Below are 23,060 nucleotides of genomic sequence, written 5' to 3' on the forward strand. Positions count from 1 at the left end.
CATTCTGCATTTGGCGGGATCAATGGCTCTAACTGCCACTCATTAACTTCCTATTGATTTAATGTCTCCCTTACTGTTTTCTCCTTGAACTGAGTCAGTCTGGCGAATATTGATCCATCTAACTGAAATGGCACTGACGACTCCTGCAAACACAACGTAAAGTGTTAATAAAAGCGGGCTGCCATTATTGTAGTTAAGTAAGGTGGTTGCAATAATGGGTGTGAGTCCACCAGCAAAGATGCCGGAAAACTGATAGACAAAAGACATACCGGTATACCTGACTCTCGCATCAAATAATTCTGCAAACAACGCGGCTTCAGGACCATAAACGGCTGCGTAAAAAATACCAAATGGAATGATAATAGATAGCCAAATCATTGTGACATTGCCACCGCTTTGGGACATGATCCAAAATGCCGGTAATGCGGAAAGACCTGTCACTAGGCTTCCAATCCAATATGTGCGGGTTCTTCCGATACGGTCGGAGACATGGCCAAACAATGGAATAAAGAAACACATGACGAAGGCTGCGAGTGAAACCCCTATTAAAGCATCTGTCCGGGAAATTTGCAGCGTGCTTGTCAAATACGTAATCGAAAATACTCCCATTACATTGAAGAACACGCCGTCAATATATCTTGCGCCCATCCCCGCGATCACATTACTTGTGTTATTGTGCCACATTTCTTTGATCGGCATTTTCGATTCCTTTTCTGTACCTTTTACCTCTGCAAACTCTGGCGATTCGGATACATTTAATCGAATCCACATGCCTAAAAAAATGAGAGCGGCACTTAAAGCAAACGCGAGACGCCAGCCCCATGCCATGAATTGCCCTTCTGATAAAGAGAAGGAAAGGAGTCCAACTACTCCAGAAGCAAGCAGTAAACCAATAGATAAACCAATCTGTGGAAAGCTTGCGTAAAATCCTTTTCTTTCAGCAGGAGCATGTTCATATGCCATAAGCACGGCACCCCCCCACTCACCTCCTAAACCAATTCCCTGCATCACCCGCAAGAAGAGAAGGCAGATCGGGGCCCATATACCAATTTGTTCATATGTGGGAATAAATGCAATGAGCACAGTACTGCCGCCCATGATCGATAACGTAAGAATAAGCATGCTTTTTCTGCCTAGCTTGTCTCCAAAATGCCCAAAAATAATGCCTCCGATCGGACGGGCAACAAAACCAACGGCGAAAGTAACGTAAGCTAACAATGTAGATACAAAAGGATCATCTGCGGGAAAGTACAAATGATTAAATACAATCCCTGCTACGACTCCGTATAAGAAAAAGTCATACCACTCAATTGTAGAACCTATTAAACTGGCACCAACGACACGCCTCAGCATCTTTCCCTCTACTTTGCTCATTGTTTTCCCACCTCATTTTTATAATCAAACAAGATTATTACCAACGGCTCGTGTTCAAGTGATACTTAGCAAGCGCTTACAAACAGTAATGAGCAATAAAATGATTGACTAGTTGTTTAGCAGTGTTTTCTCATTCTTTGTACTGCCCGCTGCTGCAACTTTTTCTGCCAACATCTGATAAATGAGCGCTACATCATGCTCAACAGGCACTTTTCTATTCGTAGCAATCCCATTTCCCGAGAGAGTATCGGCCACAAGAACTGGGATCGCTTCAATCAACCGTTGGGGCTGAATGTATTTTTTTGCATCATTCCAAATTCCAAAAGCCTCATTATAATTTTCAATTATTTTGATAGCGTTTTGTGCCAATTTCTCCGTGTCGAGCGACGCATCTTCTCCAAGAGCAACAGCGACTTCAGCATAACGCTCTTTACAAGACTCTAATCCGAACTTCATGACAAAAGGAAGCAACAGCGCAACACTTAATCCATGAGGAATATGAAATTGTGCTCCAAGCGGTCTTCCAGCTGCATGCGCTAGATTTGTAGATGCATTCGAGAACGCAATACCTGCATAGCAGCTAGCCAGGATCATTTCTTTACGTAAATCGCTGTCTTTTCCATTTTCGTACACTCCGGACAAAGATTGACCTATTTTACGGATTGCTTCAAGAGCGAACAAATCAGTCATTTCAGAAGCCCGATTGGATACGTACCCTTCAATCGCATGAGTCAAAGCATCCAACCCAGTATACACAGTAAAATTAGGAGGAAGACTGAGGGTCAATTCAGGATCTAGTACAGCGGCATCTGGTATTAATTGCGGGTGACCAGGATTCATTTTCACATTCGTTTCAGGGTCTGTAATCACCATTACTTTTGTTGCTTCCGATCCCGTGCCTGCTGTTGTAGGAACTGCGAGTAACGGCAAACGATTTAACTGTAAAAGTTGTGGAATCTCGCTCCACCCTATGCCGTCGTTTCCTCCAAATACAGCTACTGCTTTCGCTAAATCAATAGCGCTTCCTCCCCCGATCCCAATGACACAGTCTCCTTGAAACGCTTGTAATTGACTGACGGCTTCCTCTACATTTTCTGTTGTTGGCTCGCCTGAATAGTTACTAAAAAAGGAACTTTCCATCCCTTTTTTCAAAAGAACCCCCGCTATTCTTTCATGTAAATTAACAGGCGGGTGAGCTAAAAAAGAATCTATAATAACAAACACTCTACTTCCGCCCTTTGCTGTTACTAGTTCATCTAAACGTTCTACTGCTCCATTTTCCACTAAAATATGTCTTGGCAAATCAAGTACTGGCATCTGAATCTCTCCTTTTTGTAATAAATTAGTAGTTATCCATTATCTGCTTTTCTCACAGAAAAGGATCTCTTACTATTACTTAATACAAGATCCATGCCAATGACTGAATATTGACAACAATATGAATATTTGTTAAGTATTCATATAGAGTGGTGCCGTTTTAATACCATAGTGGTGATAAAATGACTACATAAAAAAGGAGAGTGTCGTATGAATGCTACGATAGACGAACTAATTGAAAAGGTAAAACAATTAGAAGAAACGAATGAACAAATGCGGACAATCATTAATTTTTCCTCTGACGGCCTTTATGTAGTAGATCATCAAGGTGTTACCTTGGCAGTAAACAAAGCGTACGAAGAAATGACCGGCATATCCCGGAATGAAGTGGTTGGAAAGAACATTAAAGATCTAGTCTTTGTTGAGTATTTTGACCGTTCTGCTGCTTATATGGCTTTACAATCAAAACAAACAACGACAATTATGCAGAAGATAAAAAAAAGGAAATACTTTGTGGCAACCGCTACCCCCGTCTTCGATAATGAAAAAAGTGAAGATCGGAAAGTGAAAATGGTCGTGACAAGCGTGCGGGATTTAACTTATTTAAACCATTTGCAAAACCAAATAAGAGCAGAACAAAAGAACACAAGGTCCTCCACAAATAAAGAACACTCTCCCGTCGTTTTTAAGAGTCCACAGATGACAAGCCTAGTCAAACAAGCTAAAAAGATTGCTGCCTTTCCTACACCAGTGCTCATCACAGGGCCATCCGGAACCGGCAAAGAAGTCCTGGCTAGCTTTATTCATGAACACAGCCCGCAAAAAGAACAACCTTTCGTCAAGGTCAATTGCGCAGCCATTCCCCCGGAATTATTCGAATCTGAATTGTTTGGCTTCAGCGGCGGCTCATTCACAGGCGCTAGAAAAGAAGGCAAACCAGGGCTCTTTGAACAAGCCGACAAAGGTACTATTTTACTCGATGAAATCGGTGAACTTCCTTTACCAATGCAGGTGAAATTACTGCGTGTCCTACAAGATCAATCTATTACTCGAGTCGGCGATGTTAAACCAAAGCGACTTTCTTTTCGACTAATCTGTTCTACTAATCAAGACTTACGAGAACTTGTCTATCACAAGCAGTTTCGAGAAGATTTATGGTACCGCATTAATGTTGTCCACTTAGCCATGCAGCCGCTATCACAAAGAACAGACGACATTCCTCCATTAATAGACTACTACCTGCAAAAGCTATGTCGTAAATACTATTTGGATAAACATATTTCATCTGATACTTTATCTATTTTAACGCATTATCCATGGCCTGGAAATATTAGAGAGTTAAAAAATATTATTGAATTTCTCGTTGTTTCTACAACATCGACTACTATCACTCCACATGATCTGCCGGAACATATGAGAGAGCATGGCCGGTACGAACCTTCACCTTTTGAACATGATAGGGAAATTCCCGATTCCATCATGTCAGCTTATGATCACCCTAATTTAAAAGAAGCATTAGCTTTATTTGAATCACAGAAAATATTGAGCGCTCTCCATTCTTCCAAAAGTATACGTTCCGCCGCTAAGTTGCTCGATATTGACCATGCGAACTTAATCCGTAGAATGAAACGGCTCAATATTACATATCGTTCTAAAGACAGCTAATGATTTAGTTCCAGCTATCCAACAACAAATAAATACCCGTAAAAATTAAAAGACCATATAAAAAAATACGAAACATTTGCTGATTGATCCGAGCGAACAGCAGCTGTCCCAAAAACAAGCCGGCTAGAACAACGGGCAAAGCAACAGCACTTGACACCCAAATACCTTTCGACGTACCGGCAAATAAAAGCTGAACGATCAAGCTTGCGGGATAAATGAATAAATAAAAAGCAAGAGTCGTCGCCCGCAGTTTTTCTTTGCTGGTATGTATGCTGGAAAAATACAGCAAGACGGGCGGTCCCGGCATGCCAATACTCGTTGTCAGCACGCCGGACAAACCGCCTGTCACCAAATCTCTTACTTTCGTTTGAGAGATACGGAATTGAAGTATTAACAAGAGTGTTAATACTAAAACAATCACACTGACGCCAATCTTTAGCTTATTAATATCTGCTACCAGAAAAATAACGATTCCTATTGGCAGACCAGCCGCACTTCCGACTATAAGTCTTTTCACTAACGTAACATCCATATCTTTTTTTATTTTGCGAATAAGTACACAGGAAATGACGAACGAGAGAATCAAATTCAGTTGGATGGCTTCTCTGGGCTCGAATAATAACAGCAAAAAAGGTGTCGCCATAATCGAAAAACCAAAACCTGTACTCGTCTGTAAAAAAGACGCAAATAGAATAATCAAGGCGAATAAAATAAATGATCCCAATTAACCACCTCCACGCTTGTTTAGTTTTTTAATAATCTCATCCATATTTTCTATTTCTTTTTTTTGCCTCTTTATAAGCTTCCGGGGTATCAACATCCAATAAAACCCCTTCATCTTCCACTATAAGATGCTTTCTGCAGGTGAAGCGTTCAATAATAGCCTTAGCCCCTTGATCGCCGCCTAAGTCATCAAATAAACCTTTGTTCACTTGACCAAAAAAGACGGGATGCCCGGGTACCTCTTTATATACAGGGCGGACAATAAAAGGTTCACCGCATTCACTAAACAGTTCCATCCCGCTTTCATAAAGCGTATGTACCGTCTCATCGGAAATAAAAGGAAGATCACCGAGGAAGACCATCACGTTTGAACCTGTTGATATAAAACTCTCTAGTCCACATATCAAGGATGAACTTTTCCCCAAGTGATAATTTTTGTTGATAATCCATTGAAACCGCCGATCTTCAATGTGAATACTTTCTTGAATAGCAGCTGCTTCGTGCCCGATCACAGCAGCAACTTTAGTGAACGGTCCTTCTAATACCCGATGGATTACATGCTCTAAAATAAAATATTCACCGAGCGGAAGCAGCTGCTTTGGCTGTCCCATTCTAGAAGAGGTGCCAGCCGCAAGAATCATAGCGTATACGTCCATGTTTTCTTTCCCTTTCTAGCCCGTATTCTATCATCAGTGTGTTAAAACTTAGCTGCCTGGTGAATGTGCTCGGAATTTTGCAAAAACCCGCCCGTATGACCATTTTTCACCGCAACTATTTCTGCTAAAATACTAACAGCAATTTCTTCAGATGTGACTGCACCAATATCGAGTCCGATCGGACTATACATCCGCTTTAACTGATGATTCCTAAAAACGATTCCTTCCTTTTCAATTGCATTCATCATGCGAATACGACGGGAGAGCGGTCCAAGTACTCCTATGTATGGAGCTTGTGATGGCAATACAAATTTTAATGTTTCCTGGTCCCGCTCCAAATGATGATTCATCACTACAATATACGTCCGTCTATCAATGTGAAGATTTTTGGCAAACTGATCTGTTTCAGCCAGCACTCTCATCGCTCCAGGAAACCTTTCTTCACTGTTGTAAGCCAATCTCGGGTCGACAATAATCGCTTTGAAACCTAATGATACTCCATATTTAGCAACGGGAATGGCATCATGCCCTGCCCCAAAAATCATCAGCGCGGCCGGTGGAATAGACACATCGATCAATACGCTGACTTCCTCTTTCTGAGCCCCTTTAAACACAATTGTTTCCGGCTTTGGATTGGACTCGCTTAACTTTCGATCCACCATGTGACAAACTTGCGAGTCTACTACCGAATCACCTAATGTTCCAATAGGATGGCCCTTTTTAGGAATAAATAGGCGGCCCGCTTGTCTGCTTCCTTTTGTTTGTAAAACAGTTGCCAGCGCCCCTTCTTTCTCTTTCTTTATACACTCAAGCCATGCATCAAAAGCTCGGTGATGGGACATTTTTATTGTTCCTTTTCTTTGTTGATTACATTGTTCATCGGACACCAATTCAATGTAAACTTCGATCGTCCCAGGACAGCCGAGACCAAGTCCCCAGACAACATCTTCATCTAGTGCATACATTTTTAAAATTGGAATGCCTGATTCAATCACTTTCTTTGCTGATTCTGCAACATCTGCTTCTAGGCATCCGCCTGAAATCGTCCCTGTTACCTTTCCGCTCTCATCAACCAGCATCTTTGCTCCTTCTTTACGATAAGCGGAACCAAACACGCGAACAACTGTCGCCACAGCTGCCCTTCTTCCTGCTTTCTTATTTCTCCAGATCTCTTCCATCACTAAAGTATTTTCCAGCATCTCTTCCACCCCCAAAATAGTCAGCAGAAACTTATGTTCATTAAAGAACTAGTCTCTTTTTTACTATCTTTATTAAAGATGAAGGCAGTTTAATGCCAATTCTGTATAAACAATCGCTGTCGCAGAAATCTTCAGGGTCATTTTATTCACTATTTCTACTCACACAAAAAGGAGAGACCGACTCAAGATTCGAAGTGTCAGTCCCTCCTTTTTAAAACAGCCCTTATTTCTTTATCAACTTTAGTAGTTACGTTCTGAAGCATAAGATAGGGCGTCCACTAGAGAATAGAAACATAGTTCAACATCATTTGTATCGCCTTTCCCTTCTCTTACAAGGCAAAAATGCTCATTCATTTTTTTAACTACTACTTGATCATTAATTCTTCTTTCCATATTTTCCACTCCCTTTAAATATAAAATAGAATTTGGCTGCGGTCTGAACGTTAACTGCCTACAAAAACATTGATAAACTGAAATTGGTGTAGTATGTTTATTATATCATATTTTCAGATAATTCAAATAATTAAATCGTATTACTTTCAAAAATAGGCGGCTGTCAGGCCGTTGACAAATAGCGTCAACCAGCCTGATCGTCCCCAAAATAAACTTTATCTGCACATTACTCACTTATTCAAAGTTTCAATAAGACTTATCTCAAATGCTTATACATTCTGTGGCACAGTAAGACCGAGCCCTTTTGCTACACGTGTTCCGTATTCCGGGTCCGCTTTATAAAAGTGGCGGATCTGACGCAGCTTGATCTCCTCTTTTGCAACTGGTTTCATCGCATTCACAATATTGGCTGCAAGACGTTCGCGCTCCTCCTCACTCATTAAACGATAAAGGTCGCCTGCTTGCGTGTAATGATCGTCATGATGGTAATTATAGTTTCCTGCCTGCCCCGCTACATTAAATGGCGTGACATTCGCTGACGGCATTTCCTTTGGTCCGCTAAAGCTATTGGGCTCATAATAAACCGCTTTGCCGCCATTGTTATCAAAGCGCATTTGTCCATCACGCTGATAGTTATTCACTTCTGCTTTCGGACGATTAATCGGCAGTTGATTATGATTGGCGCCTACGCGGTAACGGTGTGCGTCAGAGTATGCGAACAATCGGCCTTGCAGCATTTTATCCGGCGATGCTTCAATGCCCGGCACAAAATTTCCTGGAGAAAATGTTGCCTGCTCTACTTCTGCAAAATAGTTTTCAGGGTTGCGGTTCAGCACCATCCTGCCTACTTCAATGAGCGGATAATCCTTTTGTGACCACACTTTCGTTACATCAAATGGGTCCCAGCGATACGTATCTGCTTCTTCTATCGGCATGATTTGAACGTATAGTTTCCAAGCTGGAAAATCTCCATTTTCAATGGCGTTAAACAAATCTTCAGTATGGTAATCCGGATGTTCACCTGCCAACTTTGCAGCCAAACCTACGTCCATGTTTTTAATGCCCTGCTCTGTTTTAAAGTGGTATTTCACCCAGACACCTTTCCCATTCTCATTTACCCATTTGAATGTATGGCTGCCAAATCCATGCATATGGCGGAGTGTCGCCGGAATGCCCCGGTCTGACATTAAGATCGTTACTTGATGAAGCGATTCAGGCGATAAGGACCAGAAGTCCCAAACAGCAGTCGGGTTTTTCAAGTGTGTCTGCGGATCACGCTTCTGCGTATGGATAAAATCAGGAAATTTGATTGCATCGCGGATAAAGAAGACAGGTGTATTATTACCGACCAAATCATAGTTCCCTTCTTCTGTATAAAACTTCACCGCAAATCCACGCGGATCACGTACCGTATCTGCTGAACCAAGTTCCCCGGCAACAGTTGAGAAACGAACAAACAACGGCGTACGCTTGCCAACTTTTGATAGAAAGGCCGCTTTCGTATATTTGGCCAGATCATTCGTTACTTCAAAATAACCGTGGGCACCTGCTCCTTTTGCGTGAACAACCCGTTCTGGCACACGCTCGCGGTTAAAGTGAGCAAGCTTTTCAAGCAAATGAACATCTTGAATCAAAGTAGGACCGCGCTGGCCAGCCGTCTGCGAATTTTGATTATCTCCTACAGGAGCACCCCAGCTCGTCGTTAAGCGTTTTTTGTTCGTCAAAACTATCACCCCATCGTTTGTTTTACTAATAACCTCATAATAACATAAATTAAATAAAAGTAAATATTTATTTATAATAATTATAAATAAATATTTACTATTGTTATTTACCCTTCCCCTATTTCCATACATCGTTCACTTTTCTTCAGACCGACAATTAAGTAGCATTTAATCAAGCTATATATAGTTAAAGCTGAACAAACAGATTGAGTTAAAGTAAATGCTTTCTCCGATCCACTTTCACTCAATCGATGAAAACGACTATAACTTGTACGTCACTTTCTCATTTAGTCGATCATTACGATAAATAACTGAGAGAGAAGTACCAAGTACTTATACCCCATTCATGCAAATGGGCAATCTATTGCTATAGACAAAAATATTTGACTATTCACACTCCTTCACTTTTCTATCTCTATAAAACATGACATAATAGATAAAAGTACAAGCATATTGACCATTTTATTTCTTTGAAAGTTTCAATATTCCATATTTGTATATCTGTTAAAGTGAGGGATTAAACATGAGTAGTAATCATCAAAACGTGTCCATAAAAGGGCAATCAACAGACTTCCCGCTTTCATTTGAAGAATGGGAGAAAAAAGCATCCAGCCTGATGCAGGAAGGCGGTTATAGCTATGCCAGATCTAGTGCTGGAAGAGAGGAAACAGCCCGGAGAAATGTAGAAGCTTTTGGAAAATGGGCGATCGTTCCGCGAATGTTGAGCAACGTATCCGATATGGATTTAAGCGTCACTTTATTTGGCCGTACATATGGACATCCGTTTCTGATCGCTCCTGTCGGTGTACAAAAACTGGCCCATCCTGAAGGTGAACTCGCTACAGCTAGAGCCGCAGCCGCAATGAATATTCCTTTCATATTAAGTACAGTAGCCAGCCATTCGATCGAAGAAGTAGCTGCAGCAGCTCCAGATGGCTCTAAATGGTTTCAGCTATATTGGTCTAGCAATGAAGACATTTCTTTCAGCATGGTAGAAAGAGCAGAAAAAGCCGGTTATGAGGCCATTGTCGTTACTGTTGATACCATTATGCCTGGATTTCGTGAAGGAGATATTCGCAATCAATTCTCGCCAATTTCTAAAGGCCTCGGTAAAGCCAATTATATAAATGATCCTGTATTCATGAAGGCCCTTCCAAATCATGACGAGGCATCAATTGTTGCCTCACTTCTAGAAAACATGTATACGCCGGCTCTTCATTGGAAGCATATTGCCAAACTTAAAGAGAAAACGAAATTGCCCGTTTTACTAAAAGGCATTTTACATCCGGAAGATGCATTAACCGCTTTAGAATACGGTGTAGACGGCATCATCGTTTCCAATCACGGCGGGCGGCAGCTTGATGGAACAATTGCTACTATCGACGCCCTTCCTGCCATCGCAGAAGCCGTTCAAAAAAGAATGCCTATTCTGTTAGACAGCGGCATTCGACGCGGTACTGATGCCGTTAAAGCTTTAGCATTAGGCGCTGACTCCGTTCTCATTGGCCGTCCATTTCTTTATGGCTTAGCATCAAACGGACAGCAAGGTGTAGAAAAAGTGCTTGAACGACTTTTCCAAGAAACAGAACTGACTCTTGCCCTCTCTGGTATTCCTGATCTATCACAAATGGGCAGGCTCAAGATGGTAAGAGACTAGTACAAGTGACTGAAAAAAGAAGCTATTCTAAAAGTCGGAGAATCATAGACTGTTAGATAGCTTCTTTTCGTTATTTTTTCTCTTTATAGAGGGGCTAATTCGATCTCTTCTTGCTTATCAAGATAAGCGATCATATCATGCCACTCTTGCGGCTTATTAGACAAAACTTCATAATAAGTTTGGATAAATTGGCTGATAAAGTTTGCTTTTAAGGAATGAAGATTTTCTTCGTAAGGCAAGAAACACAAATCTAGTTCCTTCACCGCTTCTCCTTCATTTGTCCATGCTGGATGAACATAAGGAAAATCAAGACGTTTGTAGCCAAGATGCGATAATACTTCACGGCGGACAAATGGATCCATTACTTTAATGCCGCCAAATGAATGCTCTTGCGCACGGTATGGATCATAAATTTCCGCAAACATGCCTCGTAACTGAAGATCGTTTTCCTTTGCCAAATTCATTAAATCTTCATGTCTGTTATTAGCTAGGAACGGACCAACACCAAGTCCTTCCTTCATAATAATCGTAAAGTCCGTCATCGCTACTTGCAGCTCTGTGTTGTAGCGATACTCCGTTACTCCTGCTACTTCATCATTATGTACAGCGACAAACACACGGATCGTTGGGTCTTGCAGCGGTTCCGCCCATAAATCATATTCGAGCACTTCCTCCGGAGGAAATACTTCCTGCATCAGCTTGTGAAGCTTAGCAAATAGCGGATCGTTAATGCTTTTAATTTGTACATATTCCATTTTAAACTTCCCCTTTTCATCAAAAATTTCTTTCTTCCACCTTGTTTTATATCATACCATCGCCCAACCCATTCTTGTATAAAATTTCAGTGGCTTTTTTTATCTTGAATTCATCAGTTGATACGAAACATTTGTGCTTGTCATACTCCTTTAGATACGATGTGATTAAACGATTACCTGTGTCACTCTTTTTAAAAGAATAATAAATAATAAGGAGAGATTCTCATATGTATGAACTAAAAACAAAAGAAACGGATAACAGTGTGATTGAATTTATTGAAAACGTTGAGAACCCTAAAAAACGTGAAGATGCATATAAACTATTGGATCTTTTCACTGAAACAACAGGTTATGAAGCAAAGATGTGGGGACCAAGTATTATCGGATTCGGCTCATATCATTATAAATATAAATCGGGTCATGAAGGAGATGCTCCGTTCGTCGGCTTTTCACCTCGAAAAGCGAAAATAAGCTTGTATTTTGCAACCGGTGACACAAAGCGGGAGGAATTGCTAAAAGACTTCGGAAAACATACTGCAGGAAAAGCATGCGTATACATTAATAAACTAGCGGATATTGATGTTGATATTTTAAAGGCATTAATTAACCAATCTGTGACATTTTTAAAAGAAACCTATCCTCGTCATTAAAGGAGTATAAAGAAGGAAGATAGCTGAGAGGCCGTGTGGAAAGCTTTGACGGAAACGATCAGAGCGGTTTCTTTCCCCCTTTTCCTTTCTTTTTTCAATAAGCAGCAAATTGATATTTGTTAAGGATTATTAATAAGGTTACTTATTTTGTTTTTGTTTCTCCACATAAATCCAACTGTAATAAGTGATCCACAATACAATAGGTAATAGAAATATATAGCTGATTCTATCAGTTGGAAGATAAAAAATTAACACAATAAATAGCAAAAGAAATGGTGGCATAAGAATAAAATATTTCCTTTTATGCATTATACAGCCCCCCTTATATAGTACATTCTATTTTAGTATTATTAACGATTAAAAAGTGAAAAAGTTTCAATTAATTTATCGCTTCATAGATACCCGATAATAAATTGAATCTCGCTCTTCTTCTCTGAATAAAGCCGCTAACTTCGGGAATGGGGCGTAGAAGGCAAGGACAGCTGATTTAATTGAACTTCTGTTCACAATAAATGAAAAGAAAGTGACATTCCACGATATGTAATGACTTCTCAATTCTACTCTTGATAAAACAGCAGAGATAAAGTTTTTTCTTCACTCGTTTTTTCTAGAAATAGCTTCGGCTGTTTGTCATTCAATGCCAGAATCATATAATCATTCAACAGAACGAGAGAAAATTATACTGAATATTCTAATTTTTCTATTAAATATAGTGACGAACCCTATCAAAATTTGTTATTGTAGAGAAAATAGGAGGTGGGAGTGTTGGAGGAAAAAACAGGGGTATTTCCAGGAAAGAAATTTGGAAGATGGACCGTTATAGAATTTGCTTATTCAGCTGCAACAGAGGAAGGACAAGTTCTTCCACATTTGAGAGTGGCTTGCGAGTGCGGAACTAGCAAAATCTTAAGCATCAAAGTATTGCGGTCCGATGATATGCAGAGCTGTGGATGCAGCTAATAGGGCAGCAAGCGAGAATTCATGATAACCATTCTTAAAGACGATCTTGGGGAAAATCCCCCTCACCTTTTAGGTGGGGGGATTTCTCGCCCATTAGGTGATCATTCACGAGAGAATTCCCCTGCCTCTTTTCCTGCCAAATTCAAAAATTCTTCTTAATTAACATTCCACCCATTAAATGAATCATTTTTAATGATTTATTGTTTCGTCTATTAAATCTTCCTTAATTAAAAAAACACGCTTGATAACAAGCGCGCAAAATAAAGGGGAGAGGTATCATAATGACTTACAACATCTATTATTTTTACCAATTACAAAGCTATGTATACCTACAAATCTAATTTCATCATTACCCCATCCATTACATTTGATGTCTTTCTTAACTTTGCACCAATTCTATTAAAGGCTTAAAATTATAGCCTGTTTTCTTCCACGAACGTTCAACAATCAGCATTTCTTTTTTTCTTAAAGAATACAGCCATTTACGAATTTGACGAGTCCCACACTCTAAATGTTCAGCTAGTTCTTCCTCTAACACATAAAAGGTCCATCCCGCCGCTTCATATGTAAAAACCGCACAAATAAGCCCCCATTCCCCATGGGTAATGCCAAGTCTGCGGTAATGACGGGCTAGATCAGCTAATACTGAGAAAGCCAGCTCATCTGCTGCTAAAGAGGTTGAAGGCGTTTCCTTGATTTCCAAGAGGTATTTCACTGGAGGCTCCTTAGATTCGGAATGTAAAAAGGGATGTAAATGAGAAGGTTCCAAATAATCAGCGTCTGTCATCACAATAAGCCGTTCAATCATATTACGCAGCTCACGTATATTTCCCGGCCAATTATAAGAGTAAAAGTGTTTAATCGCCTCCTGGGAAAACACCTTTGTTTTAGAGAACTTCCTATTAAACTCTTCGGTAAAGTGCAAAATGAGCGGCAACAAATCTTCACGTCTCTCCCTCAAAGGCGGGATATGAATAGGCACGACATTCAGCCGATAATATAAATCCTCACGAAAATTCCTTTGTTTTACTTCTTCCGGAAGATTGCGGTTTGTTGCTGCAATGACACGTACATTAATTTTGATTGGCTTTGTTTCACCAATTCTTGTCACTTCCTGTTCTTGTAATACCCGCAGCAATTTTACTTGAAGGGAGAAAGGCATTTCTCCAATTTCATCTAAGAAGATGGTGCCTCCATGGGCGGCTTCAAATAATCCTTTCTTTCCTTCTTTTAATGCACCTGTAAATGCCCCTTTGGTATATCCAAATAGTTCAGATTCAAGCAAGTTTTCGGGAATCGAACCACAATTGACCTTAATAAATGGCTCCGCTGCCCGATCACTCCATTGGTGAATATAATGAGCGATCACTTCTTTTCCGACACCAGATTCACCTGTGATCAAAACAGTAGAGTCCACATCAGCAATTTTAAACACCGTCAGCAATACATTGTCCATGGTATTGCTGTTAAACACAAGTGAGGGAACTGCGTTATCATCGTTATCATATAAAAGGGCATGCAGCCGCTCATTTTTCACTTTTTCACTATTTAATTGTTGCTTCAATGAGCTGATTTCAGTGATGTCCTCCGATATGCTGATTATTCGTCGAATGTCACCATCCCTATTTTTAATCGGAATACCGGTTACCATCAGCGTTCTTCCTGTATCTGTTTGTTGAATAATTTGTACTTGTTCTTTCTTTTCAGTCACTAACCGTGTAGCCGAAGGAGTAATCACTCCTTCTTTCTCAACTTGAAAAACCCCTTTTTCAAAAAAATCTTTTCCCTCAGCATTCCAAAGGTGTTTCCATGAAGAACTTACCCTCAGCACTTTGCCATTGGCATCAGAAACGAAGATCACTTCCCGGCAATGATCGAGAATGGTTTTTAAATCTAGTTCCATGTCCGAATACTCACGGCATTGTTTCAATAGAGATAATGCCTGATCTTTAGACATCTCAAGCCTTGCGGTAAGATCCCGTTCCCCTATGCGAAAGGTACTTGAGTGAGTAACGACTGTATTTTCATGATTAGAAGGTTCCATCAATAAACCCTTGTCTTCAAATACATGAACATTTACATTTAGACTTTTCAGTGCCTGCTGTAATAAATTCTGTTCATCCTTTTCCCTGCTCATTACGGCACCTCCACTTCTTAATATCTTCATCATACCATCGGCTTTCATCATAAAAAATACATCCCTAGCTCATCCTGTGAAAAAATGAGTTGGGGATGCAGAGAAATTATTGTTTATGAAGAACGGCTTGTTCATAGGCATAAGCATAACGGTATAAATTGCTTTCATCAAAGGCCCTTCCTGTTAACTGAAATCCAATTGGAAGACCTGCGTCAGACAATCCGCACGGAACTGACATACAAGGAAGACCAGTTAAATCGGAAATACCTGTTAATTTGTTCAACACCGAAAAAACATGTATTTTTTTATGATTAAATTCCAATTCCCGCTCATACAAATGGGGAGGTAATATGGATGTAACTGGCGTGAGCAAGACATCTGCCTGCTCAAACGCTTGATTAAACGATTGAATCGCCTGTTGTTTTATTTCTTGTGCTTTCAAATATTCATGTGCCCGCACGTCTTTTCCTGTTTGTAAACGATTTTTCACTTCGCCTTCCCATGAACTTCTTTCGTCATCGAGGTGATGCTTATGAACGGCATAAGCTTCACTTTTTAACACTGTACCATGGGCTTTTGATACTGCATCCAGATTCTCTATGTCCACGAAGCGGATGGAGGCACCTAAATCCTGATAAACAGAGATGACGTGCTCCATCTTCGCTTGAATCTCGCTATCCAGGTGTTCAAAGAAAAAGGAGGAGGGAATGCCAATGACGCATCCTTGCACACCTTTCTCCAGCTTGTCAGTAAAGTCTTCCCGCTCTCTTACTATGGAAAAATAATCTTTCGAGTCGTATCCCACAAGAACATTCAATAGAAGCGCATTATCTCTTACTGTTTTCGTCATCGGTCCAACATGATCCAGTGTCGGACAAAGCGGATACACTCCCCATTTGCTCACCCGTCCAAATGTCGGCTTCATTCCGACTACTCCGCAAAAGGACGCTGGAATACGGATGGAGCCGCCCGTATCCGTTCCAAGTGCAGCGTAACATAGTCCAGCAGCTACAGCCGCTCCTGATCCGCTGCTTGATCCTCCCGTTATTTTTTTCACATCATATGGGTTGCGAACCGGCCCAAAATAAGATGAGTCACCTGTTGTCCCATAAGCAAACTCATGGGTGTTTAATTTCCCAACAATAACTGCGCCTGCCTCCTTTAACTTCGTAACGACAGAAGCGTCATATTCAGGAAAAAAATCTTTATAAACACGTGAACCCATTGTCGTTCGAATACCTTTTGTGTAAATCAAGTCTTTTACACCAATCGGAATACCGTGCAAGGGACTTTTTATATTTCCCCGCATGATGTCCTGCTCTGCCTCTATAGCAGAAGCCATCGCTTGTTCATGCATGACAGTAATAAAAGCATTCAACTTGGGATTCTCAACTTCGATACGCTCTAACACCCATTCTGTTAATTCTTTAGGTGATACTTGGCGAGATTGCAGTGCCCTTGATACAGCCGTTACATCCCAATTCAATATTTCTTGCCCCTTTACACGTTCCCTCTCTCTCATGTCCACTAAGATGCAGCTCCCTTTATGTCATTATTTTAACGGGAATGCAATTAGCTGCTGCTGCCTTGTCGCTTCTAGAAGCAGCATTGCTCCTCCCATCAATCCTACTCCGTACATTTTTTCTTTTATCCATTCTTCAGAACTTAGCAGGTCAGTAATCTTACACACTCTGTAGATCAAGCTGCTTCTTTTCTGCTTTCTTTTTATCTGGGTTTACAAAGAACATGAACAGCATTCCAAATATCACCGCAACAGCTGCTGCCACGAACATGGACGAATAGCCATAATACGTGACAAGAAAACCTGTGAATGTTGGTGCAATAATAGTGGCAAAGTTTGCGACAAAGTGCGTCATTCCGCCGTATGTTCCTGCTTTATCAGGCTCAATATCTAAAACAATCGACCAATAAACCGTATTCGGTAATGAATTAAAAGCATTTCCTATAGTCATTAGAGCCAGTACCGCGGCGGCACTGTTAACCGTTGGAATGAATAAGAAACATGTTGCCGTTAACGCTAAGCAGACAATGGTAAAGTAAGATCTTGCAATTCTTAATTTTCCAGTTTTACGTCTCAAGTAATCTGAGATTTTCCCGCCAAGAAGAACCGTTATACAAGCACCTGTCCACGGAATCATTCCTAAATACCATAGTGAAGAAAGCTGGAAACCGAATTCATCTTGTAAATACTTAGGCGTCCAAGTTAATAGCAAAAAGTTTACATACATATATGAAAAGTAGCTAATCGCATTAAATACTAATGCTCTATGCTTAAAAAACTCGTACCACTTTATTTCCGCTTTACTATCTCCGACTACCTTTTCACCAGGCAGCAGATTATCTCTTGATCTAATTTTCCCCAGCTCTTCTTTAGATACATGAGGGCTTTCTTCCGGCATATTGGTAAACATTTTACGGAACATCAATACCCAAAATATTCCGAAAATACCGAGCCCAATAAACATGACTCTCCAGTTTGTAATAGAAAGAATACCCACAATGATCGGAGCCGTTAACAGGGCCCCTAGTGGTGTGCCTAAAATCCCTAATCCTACCGCTAAACCTCTTTCACTTGGAGCTGCCCAATTGGCATTCGCCTTATTGATCGTAGAAAAGGCCGGACCTTCCGCCAAACCAAAAAAGATACGAATAACAGCAAAACCTGTTAATGCTGATCCTCCGAATAAGGCCATACCGATTTCACCAGCAAACGCTGTTAATATGACAAAGATGGACCATCCAATACCGATTAATGTAAATACAAATCTAGGACCTTTCTTATCTGCTAAAATCCCTCCAAAAAGCGAACCAAAAATATAGCCATACCCAAAATAGCCGAGAACCATTCCCCAACTAAAATTATCAAAACCAAACTCTTCTATTATCTCTTTCTGAGCATATGCAATCGCTCCACGATCGATATAATTGATAATCGCCAACATCAACATCATGAACATCACTTTATACCTGTAATTATTTCCCCCCATTGACCTGCCTCCTTATTTTTTATGGTTAAAATATAATTGCTCTACATATGTTTTTATTAATGCAATACTCATGCCAACACTGAAAACGCTAACAAACATATGTTATTAATCCATAACAACCTGATTAGAACCTCTATTTTTCAAAAGTATTGATGACTTAACAAATTTCTCTTGTAAGTATAAAAAGATTAAAATATACCCTTTAGGTTCCAATAAAATACTATTTATACTTCTATCCAGCATCACTTCATCTTTTTATTTTTAGGCTGCCATGCAGTACGGGGTATACGAGATTAACATCAACGTTTTCTCCCATAATCGAATTCACACACAAAGAAGCCATCAACCGTTGAATCAAACAGTCGATGGCTTCTTTTATTTTTTTGAATAAGCCTTTCTTCTTTCTAAGAAAGGCTTATTCGTCCCTCTTATATATTAACGTTCTAATGGGAATGCAATCGGTTGTAGAGGTGCCCCTGTTGCTCCTACAAGCGGCATCGCTCTTCCCATGAATCCTACTTCGTAAATTTTTTCTTTTGCAAGCTCTTCAAGCCACAATAGTTCGATAATTGGAATGCCAACTTCTGAGAATAAGTACGTGTGTACAGGGAAGTAGTTGTCTGGCTCAGGAGATGGATTTTGCTCCAACGCAATGTTGTCTGCCCCAATAATCATCGCACCAAGACCCGCTAAAAATTCAGCACCCTCGAGGTTAAGCCCTGGAGAATTTGTTAAATATTTATCTCGGTCCGGCCAGACAGTCATTTGACCGGTTCTAATCATAACGATATCCCCTGCTTCAATAGATACGCCTTGCTTGTCCATTGCATCTTGAAGATCTTCTTTCCCAATTCCATAAGATGGCGGCAGTGTTTCAACACCTTTAGCAGCTGGAATATCGAGCATAACAGCCCGCGCAATAATGACTGGGAATTTTTCCGGGCCGCATTTATTCCAATGGCGGCTTCCAAGGTGCTCGGCTTCATTAAATCCATTCCAGATTTCTCCTCTATAACCGAAATGATTAAATGTATCGATGTGAGTACCACAGTGAGTGTACATAGAAATAGCATCACCTGAATAACTGATCAATTCTTTGCTCTCTTTTGATACGTTCAATAAATTGTCATTCACGTTTCCTGTCGGTGTATGTGTCATCCAAATTTGATACGGCGGATCTCCAGCAGCAGACCATGAAGGCATTCCCATAAAATAATCAACAGACAAATCAAAAGCTCTAGATTGATCAATAGATGCCATTACTTTTGCCCGCGATTCTGGTGTAATTAAATTTAGTCTTCCGATTTCATCGTCTGGTCCCCAAGGACTTTTGCTTACTTTTAATTGACGTTGGTGCTCAAATTTACCCGGTTTTAATTGAAGATGGAAATCACACATTCTTTAACCCTCCTGAATTTTTAAAATATTTTAAATATACAAATGCAATATACATGCCACCTTTTTTTATTTACAACATCACATCGCCTGAGTTAGGCCCTAGCGTCTGTCCGGTATATAAGTTTCCATCTGGATCAGAAGCAAGCATAACTGCTGTTGGTGCTACCTCTTCCACTAATCCAAAACGAGGAATCGGAAGCGATTTTTGCTTTTGTTCCTTCCAAGCATGATCTAAGTTTTTAATCATGCTCGTTTCAATTGGGCCTGGGGCAATACAATTAATATTGATCCCATATTTCCCCACTTCCCGAGCTGCTGATTTTGTAAATCCGATGACCCCTGCCTTCGCTGCACAATAGTGAGACAGCTCCACTCCCCCTATTTGACCAAGCTGAGAAGCAATATTAATGATGCGGCCATAATTATTTTTTATCATGTGAGGCAAGATGGATTTTGTACAAAGAAACGGTCCTCTCAGATTCACTTGAATCATTCGATCCCAATCATTTACGCTCATATCTTTCAGCAGCATTTGAGTGAGAATCCCTGCACTATTAACCAAAATATCAACTTTTCCAAGTTCATGAACCGCTGTATCTATCATTGATTCTACCTGTTGTTCGTCTGTTATATCCGCTTCAACCAGCACAACAGTAATTCCATATTCATCTTCTAATTCTTTTTGAACAGAGATGGCTTCTTCGGCTGTTCCAAAGTAATTGATGGCGATGTCAGCGCCTTCCTTCGCAAATGCGATTGCAATACCTCGTCCAATACCCGTTGTTCCTCCAGTTATTAACGCTTTTTTTCCTGCTAGCTTCATAAAAAACTCCTCCGTTTTTTCCTCTTTTTCTTTAACTATTAAAATAAATTCTTTTTATTTATCTATCAAAATATAAATCAATATGGCTCTTTAAATAATGTGCCCAATTAGTTCACTTAATCTATATTTCGTGTTATTTTGGACCTTTAAGTTCAATTTTCCCCTTAAATAAGTTCTCCTACAAACGAAGTCAGTCCCCCATCCACAACTAGAGAGTGTCCAGTCACAAATTGAGAATGCTCACTTGCCAAGTAAAGGGCCGCTCCCGCAATATCCTCTGGCATCCCGAAGCGTTTCATTGGATTACGTTTTAATAGTTCTGCTTCAACGGCAGCAGGATCATTTGTCGATCCAAGATATTGTTCCTCTAGTAAAGGTGTCCGAATAGCTCCGGGTGAAATGCTATTTACACGGATACCGTATTTTCCATTTTCAACTGCCGCTGCTTTTGTTAATTGAACGACTCCGCCTTTAGCTGCGGAATAAACCCCTAACCCCGGCCAGGCAGAAAGACCAGCTACGGATGCAATATTGATAATGCTGCCCTGCCCTTGTTTTTTCATCATCGGAATCGCATGCTTGATGCCGAGAAAGACTCCTTTAAGGTTCACATCCATCGTTTTATACCATTGCTCTTCAGTCGTCTCCTCGATAGTTGTAAAGTATTCCAACCCGGCGTTATTAACTAAAATATCTAGACGGCCAAATCGCTCATTGGTTTGTTCAATCATTGACTTCACACTGGCCGATGAAGAAACATCGGTATTCACATACATTGAAGAATAGCCTTCTTTTTTCATTTCCATCTCCAGATTTCGGCCGTTTTCTTCATTTATTTCCGCAATCACAACTGTCGCTCCTGCCTGTGCAAATGTCTTTGCAATGGATTGGCCGATTCCTGATCCAGCCCCTGTTACAACAGCAATTTTACCTTTTATATTCATGTCCTTTCCCCATCTCCTAGTCAAAAGTTAATACTCAAGCAATATAATCACCTTTCATCACATCTTCAGCTTTCTGTTTAATGTAATACTTTCCTTTGGTTGCCACCGCTAAAGTAACATAAAGCAGAGTAGCAATGATTCCTGATAAAAATGCAGATGTATTCGTGAAAAATTCTCCAAAGTAATTAAAAGCGGCAAGTGTACCAACGAAGCTGGAAACAACTAATGAAATAACACCTACTGGATTCCATGCATACAAATATTTCTGTCTATACTCGAAATAAGGAGGGCCTATTTTTAAGAGTCGTTTTACGATCACTGCATCTGTTAAAATAATGGATACCCATGCGAATAAAAATACACCCTGGAATGTTAAAAGCGCTCCTAAATAATCAAGTACATTCAAAAGCATGAGTCCAATAGCCGCTAAAGCTACCACTACTACCCAAAATGTGCGGTTTGGCTTAAATTTGAATACGTTTTCAAAAAAACTCGCAAGCGATAATGAACCACTGTAAAGATTGTTAATATTGATTCGAAGCTGCGTTAAAATGGTAAACATCGCTCCGCCAATTCCTAAAATGTGCACGAAATAAACACCTGGATTTTCCTGGCCAAAACGCACACCAAAATAAATACCAATTAAACCGCTTACGAAAAAAGAAATGAACATAGGAACAAACCCTACCATAAATACACCCATTTTCAACTCATCCTTTTTTATAAAGCGGGCATAGTCCGTCATGACAAGCGGCAAAATGCCAACAAGTCCATTCATAATCCCAATGCAGGCGAGTAAACCCGCTCCCCCAAATTCCTGTCCTTCTGGAAGAAACGAAAAAATACTACCTTCATATTTAGGTACCATTTTAAATGAAAGGAAAATAGCAGCACCTAACAATACAATATATATAGGCAGTGACCATTTTTGTAATTTATCCAGCTGCTTAATGCCAAACCAATTTAATGGAATAACAGCCAGCCCAAAGAAAACCATATAAGCTTGAATCGGAACGATAGGCAAATATTCATGTACAGCAGAGGCCATAATCGCCCCTTCAATAGCGCAATACATAATGAAGTTCGATGCATAAATAATAGATGTAACCGACGCACCAATATACCCGAACCCGCCGCCGCGAGCCATTAAGTTTACGTTCATTCCTGATCTGGCCGAATAATAACAAATACCAATACCCAGGATCGTCGTTAAGACAGTAGCATAAATTTCTGCAACTAACGCGTTCATAGAGCCGAATCGCATCGCCATCATGCTGCCCATCTGCATAAAAACCATTGCTGTTGCAATACCAACTGTTGTGTTTACTAGACTTCCCCATTTCATTGTCTTCGCATGTTCTGGTACTTTTTCAAGGGTAAAGTCTTCTTCTTTTCCTTCCGTAGAAGGAGGATTATAAGTTCCCGCCATCTAATTCTCACTCTCCTTTTGAATTGTTGTTTAGCAGTTTAATAAATACTTACCTAACATCTTGCAAAAACTATGCCAAATTTCAGAATATTTAATAAACCATTTGCAGTAACGTTTTAAACAGCTTGATTACAAGTAGTGCTCTTTTTTATAAGTATAAAAAGAGCACAAATAACCTTTTAAGTTCCAAAGTGATACCTTTTATTCTTTTATCGATGATCACCTTATTTTTTATTTCTGCATGAATC

General features: G+C 40.1%; 20 protein-coding genes. 4 read left to right on the top strand and 16 right to left on the bottom strand.

Annotated features, from left to right (window positions below; all coding sequences use genetic code 11):
* Positions 1-42: 42 nt before the first annotated feature.
* A complete protein-coding gene (locus QYG89_RS08480) occupies positions 43-1,374 on the bottom strand; it encodes an MFS transporter (RefSeq protein ID WP_404316555.1) in 1,332 nt (443 codons plus the stop codon).
* Between the two features lie 108 nt (positions 1,375-1,482).
* Complete coding sequence (locus QYG89_RS08485) at positions 1,483-2,691, bottom strand: iron-containing alcohol dehydrogenase (RefSeq protein WP_404316557.1); 1,209 nt, start codon at positions 2,689-2,691, stop codon at positions 1,483-1,485.
* Between the two features lie 210 nt (positions 2,692-2,901).
* Between QYG89_RS08485 and QYG89_RS08490 the strand changes: the two genes are divergently transcribed.
* Positions 2,902-4,356 (top strand): sigma-54 interaction domain-containing protein, encoded by a 1,455-nt coding sequence (locus QYG89_RS08490; RefSeq protein ID WP_404316558.1) that lies wholly within the window; start codon positions 2,902-2,904, stop codon positions 4,354-4,356.
* A 4-nt stretch (positions 4,357-4,360) separates the two neighbouring features.
* Here the strand turns inward: QYG89_RS08490 and QYG89_RS08495 are convergent, their stop codons facing one another.
* From QYG89_RS08495 to katA, 5 genes are all read right to left on the bottom strand, one after another.
* Complete coding sequence (locus QYG89_RS08495) at positions 4,361-5,080, bottom strand: sulfite exporter TauE/SafE family protein (RefSeq protein WP_404316559.1); 720 nt, start codon at positions 5,078-5,080, stop codon at positions 4,361-4,363.
* 37 nt (positions 5,081-5,117) lie between these two features.
* Entirely contained in the window at positions 5,118-5,735 is a 618-nt protein-coding gene (locus QYG89_RS08500) for a nucleotidyltransferase family protein (RefSeq protein ID WP_404316560.1), read from the bottom strand.
* Between the two features lie 41 nt (positions 5,736-5,776).
* On the bottom strand, positions 5,777-6,934 hold the full coding sequence (locus tag QYG89_RS08505) for an XdhC family protein (protein ID WP_404316561.1): 1,158 nt from the start codon (positions 6,932-6,934) through the stop codon (positions 5,777-5,779).
* Between the two features lie 240 nt (positions 6,935-7,174).
* Entirely contained in the window at positions 7,175-7,327 is a 153-nt protein-coding gene (locus QYG89_RS08510) for a hypothetical protein (protein WP_404316562.1), read from the bottom strand.
* Positions 7,328-7,596: 269 nt separating this feature from the next.
* On the bottom strand, positions 7,597-9,051 hold the full coding sequence (gene katA / locus QYG89_RS08515; protein WP_404316563.1) for a catalase KatA: 1,455 nt from the start codon (positions 9,049-9,051) through the stop codon (positions 7,597-7,599).
* A 523-nt stretch (positions 9,052-9,574) separates the two neighbouring features.
* On the opposite strand from katA, the gene QYG89_RS08520 reads away from it, so the two are divergent.
* Positions 9,575-10,708 (top strand): alpha-hydroxy-acid oxidizing protein, encoded by a 1,134-nt coding sequence (locus QYG89_RS08520; RefSeq protein ID WP_404316564.1) that lies wholly within the window; start codon positions 9,575-9,577, stop codon positions 10,706-10,708.
* An 83-nt stretch (positions 10,709-10,791) separates the two neighbouring features.
* Here QYG89_RS08520 and QYG89_RS08525 read toward each other — a convergent pair whose 3' ends face one another.
* Complete coding sequence (locus QYG89_RS08525; protein WP_404316565.1) at positions 10,792-11,463, bottom strand: GNAT family N-acetyltransferase; 672 nt, start codon at positions 11,461-11,463, stop codon at positions 10,792-10,794.
* 227 nt (positions 11,464-11,690) lie between these two features.
* On the opposite strand from QYG89_RS08525, the gene QYG89_RS08530 reads away from it, so the two are divergent.
* Together QYG89_RS08530 and QYG89_RS08535 are read left to right on the top strand one after the other, a co-directional pair.
* On the top strand, positions 11,691-12,113 hold the full coding sequence (locus QYG89_RS08530) for a DUF1801 domain-containing protein (RefSeq protein WP_404316566.1): 423 nt from the start codon (positions 11,691-11,693) through the stop codon (positions 12,111-12,113).
* A gap of 765 nt (positions 12,114-12,878) precedes the next feature.
* Entirely contained in the window at positions 12,879-13,073 is a 195-nt protein-coding gene (locus QYG89_RS08535; protein WP_404316567.1) for a hypothetical protein, read from the top strand.
* Positions 13,074-13,452: 379 nt separating this feature from the next.
* On the opposite strand, the gene QYG89_RS08540 is transcribed toward QYG89_RS08535, so the two are convergent.
* From QYG89_RS08540 to QYG89_RS08575, 8 genes are all read right to left on the bottom strand, one after another.
* Positions 13,453-15,210, bottom strand: a complete 1,758-nt coding sequence (locus tag QYG89_RS08540; RefSeq protein ID WP_404316568.1) for a sigma-54 interaction domain-containing protein — start codon at positions 15,208-15,210, stop codon at positions 13,453-13,455.
* A gap of 106 nt (positions 15,211-15,316) precedes the next feature.
* Positions 15,317-16,696 (bottom strand): amidase, encoded by a 1,380-nt coding sequence (locus QYG89_RS08545; RefSeq protein WP_404316569.1) that lies wholly within the window; start codon positions 16,694-16,696, stop codon positions 15,317-15,319.
* A gap of 66 nt (positions 16,697-16,762) precedes the next feature.
* Positions 16,763-16,900 carry a hypothetical protein gene (locus tag QYG89_RS08550; RefSeq protein WP_404316570.1) on the bottom strand — a complete coding sequence of 46 codons (138 nt, stop codon included), beginning with the start codon at positions 16,898-16,900 and terminating at the stop codon, positions 16,763-16,765.
* Positions 16,893-18,218 carry an MFS transporter gene (locus tag QYG89_RS08555; RefSeq protein ID WP_404316571.1) on the bottom strand — a complete coding sequence of 442 codons (1,326 nt, stop codon included), beginning with the start codon at positions 18,216-18,218 and terminating at the stop codon, positions 16,893-16,895. Before QYG89_RS08555 ends, QYG89_RS08550 begins: the two co-directional genes overlap by 8 nt.
* Before the next feature lie 435 nt (positions 18,219-18,653).
* The gene (locus QYG89_RS08560) at positions 18,654-19,616 is read right to left on the bottom strand and encodes a cyclase family protein (protein ID WP_404316572.1); all 963 of its coding nucleotides are present in this window, start codon (positions 19,614-19,616) and stop codon (positions 18,654-18,656) included.
* Positions 19,617-19,686: 70 nt separating this feature from the next.
* The gene (locus QYG89_RS08565; protein ID WP_404316573.1) at positions 19,687-20,439 is read right to left on the bottom strand and encodes a 3-oxoacyl-ACP reductase family protein; all 753 of its coding nucleotides are present in this window, start codon (positions 20,437-20,439) and stop codon (positions 19,687-19,689) included.
* 164 nt (positions 20,440-20,603) lie between these two features.
* A complete protein-coding gene (locus QYG89_RS08570) occupies positions 20,604-21,383 on the bottom strand; it encodes an SDR family NAD(P)-dependent oxidoreductase (RefSeq protein WP_404316574.1) in 780 nt (259 codons plus the stop codon).
* A 34-nt stretch (positions 21,384-21,417) separates the two neighbouring features.
* A complete protein-coding gene (locus tag QYG89_RS08575) occupies positions 21,418-22,812 on the bottom strand; it encodes a purine-cytosine permease family protein (protein WP_404316576.1) in 1,395 nt (464 codons plus the stop codon).
* Between the last annotated feature and the right edge of the window lie 248 nt (positions 22,813-23,060).

This window comes from Bacillus lumedeiriae (assembly GCF_044891285.1).
In the GTDB taxonomy this organism is placed as follows: domain Bacteria; phylum Bacillota; class Bacilli; order Bacillales; family Domibacillaceae; genus Pseudobacillus; species Pseudobacillus lumedeiriae.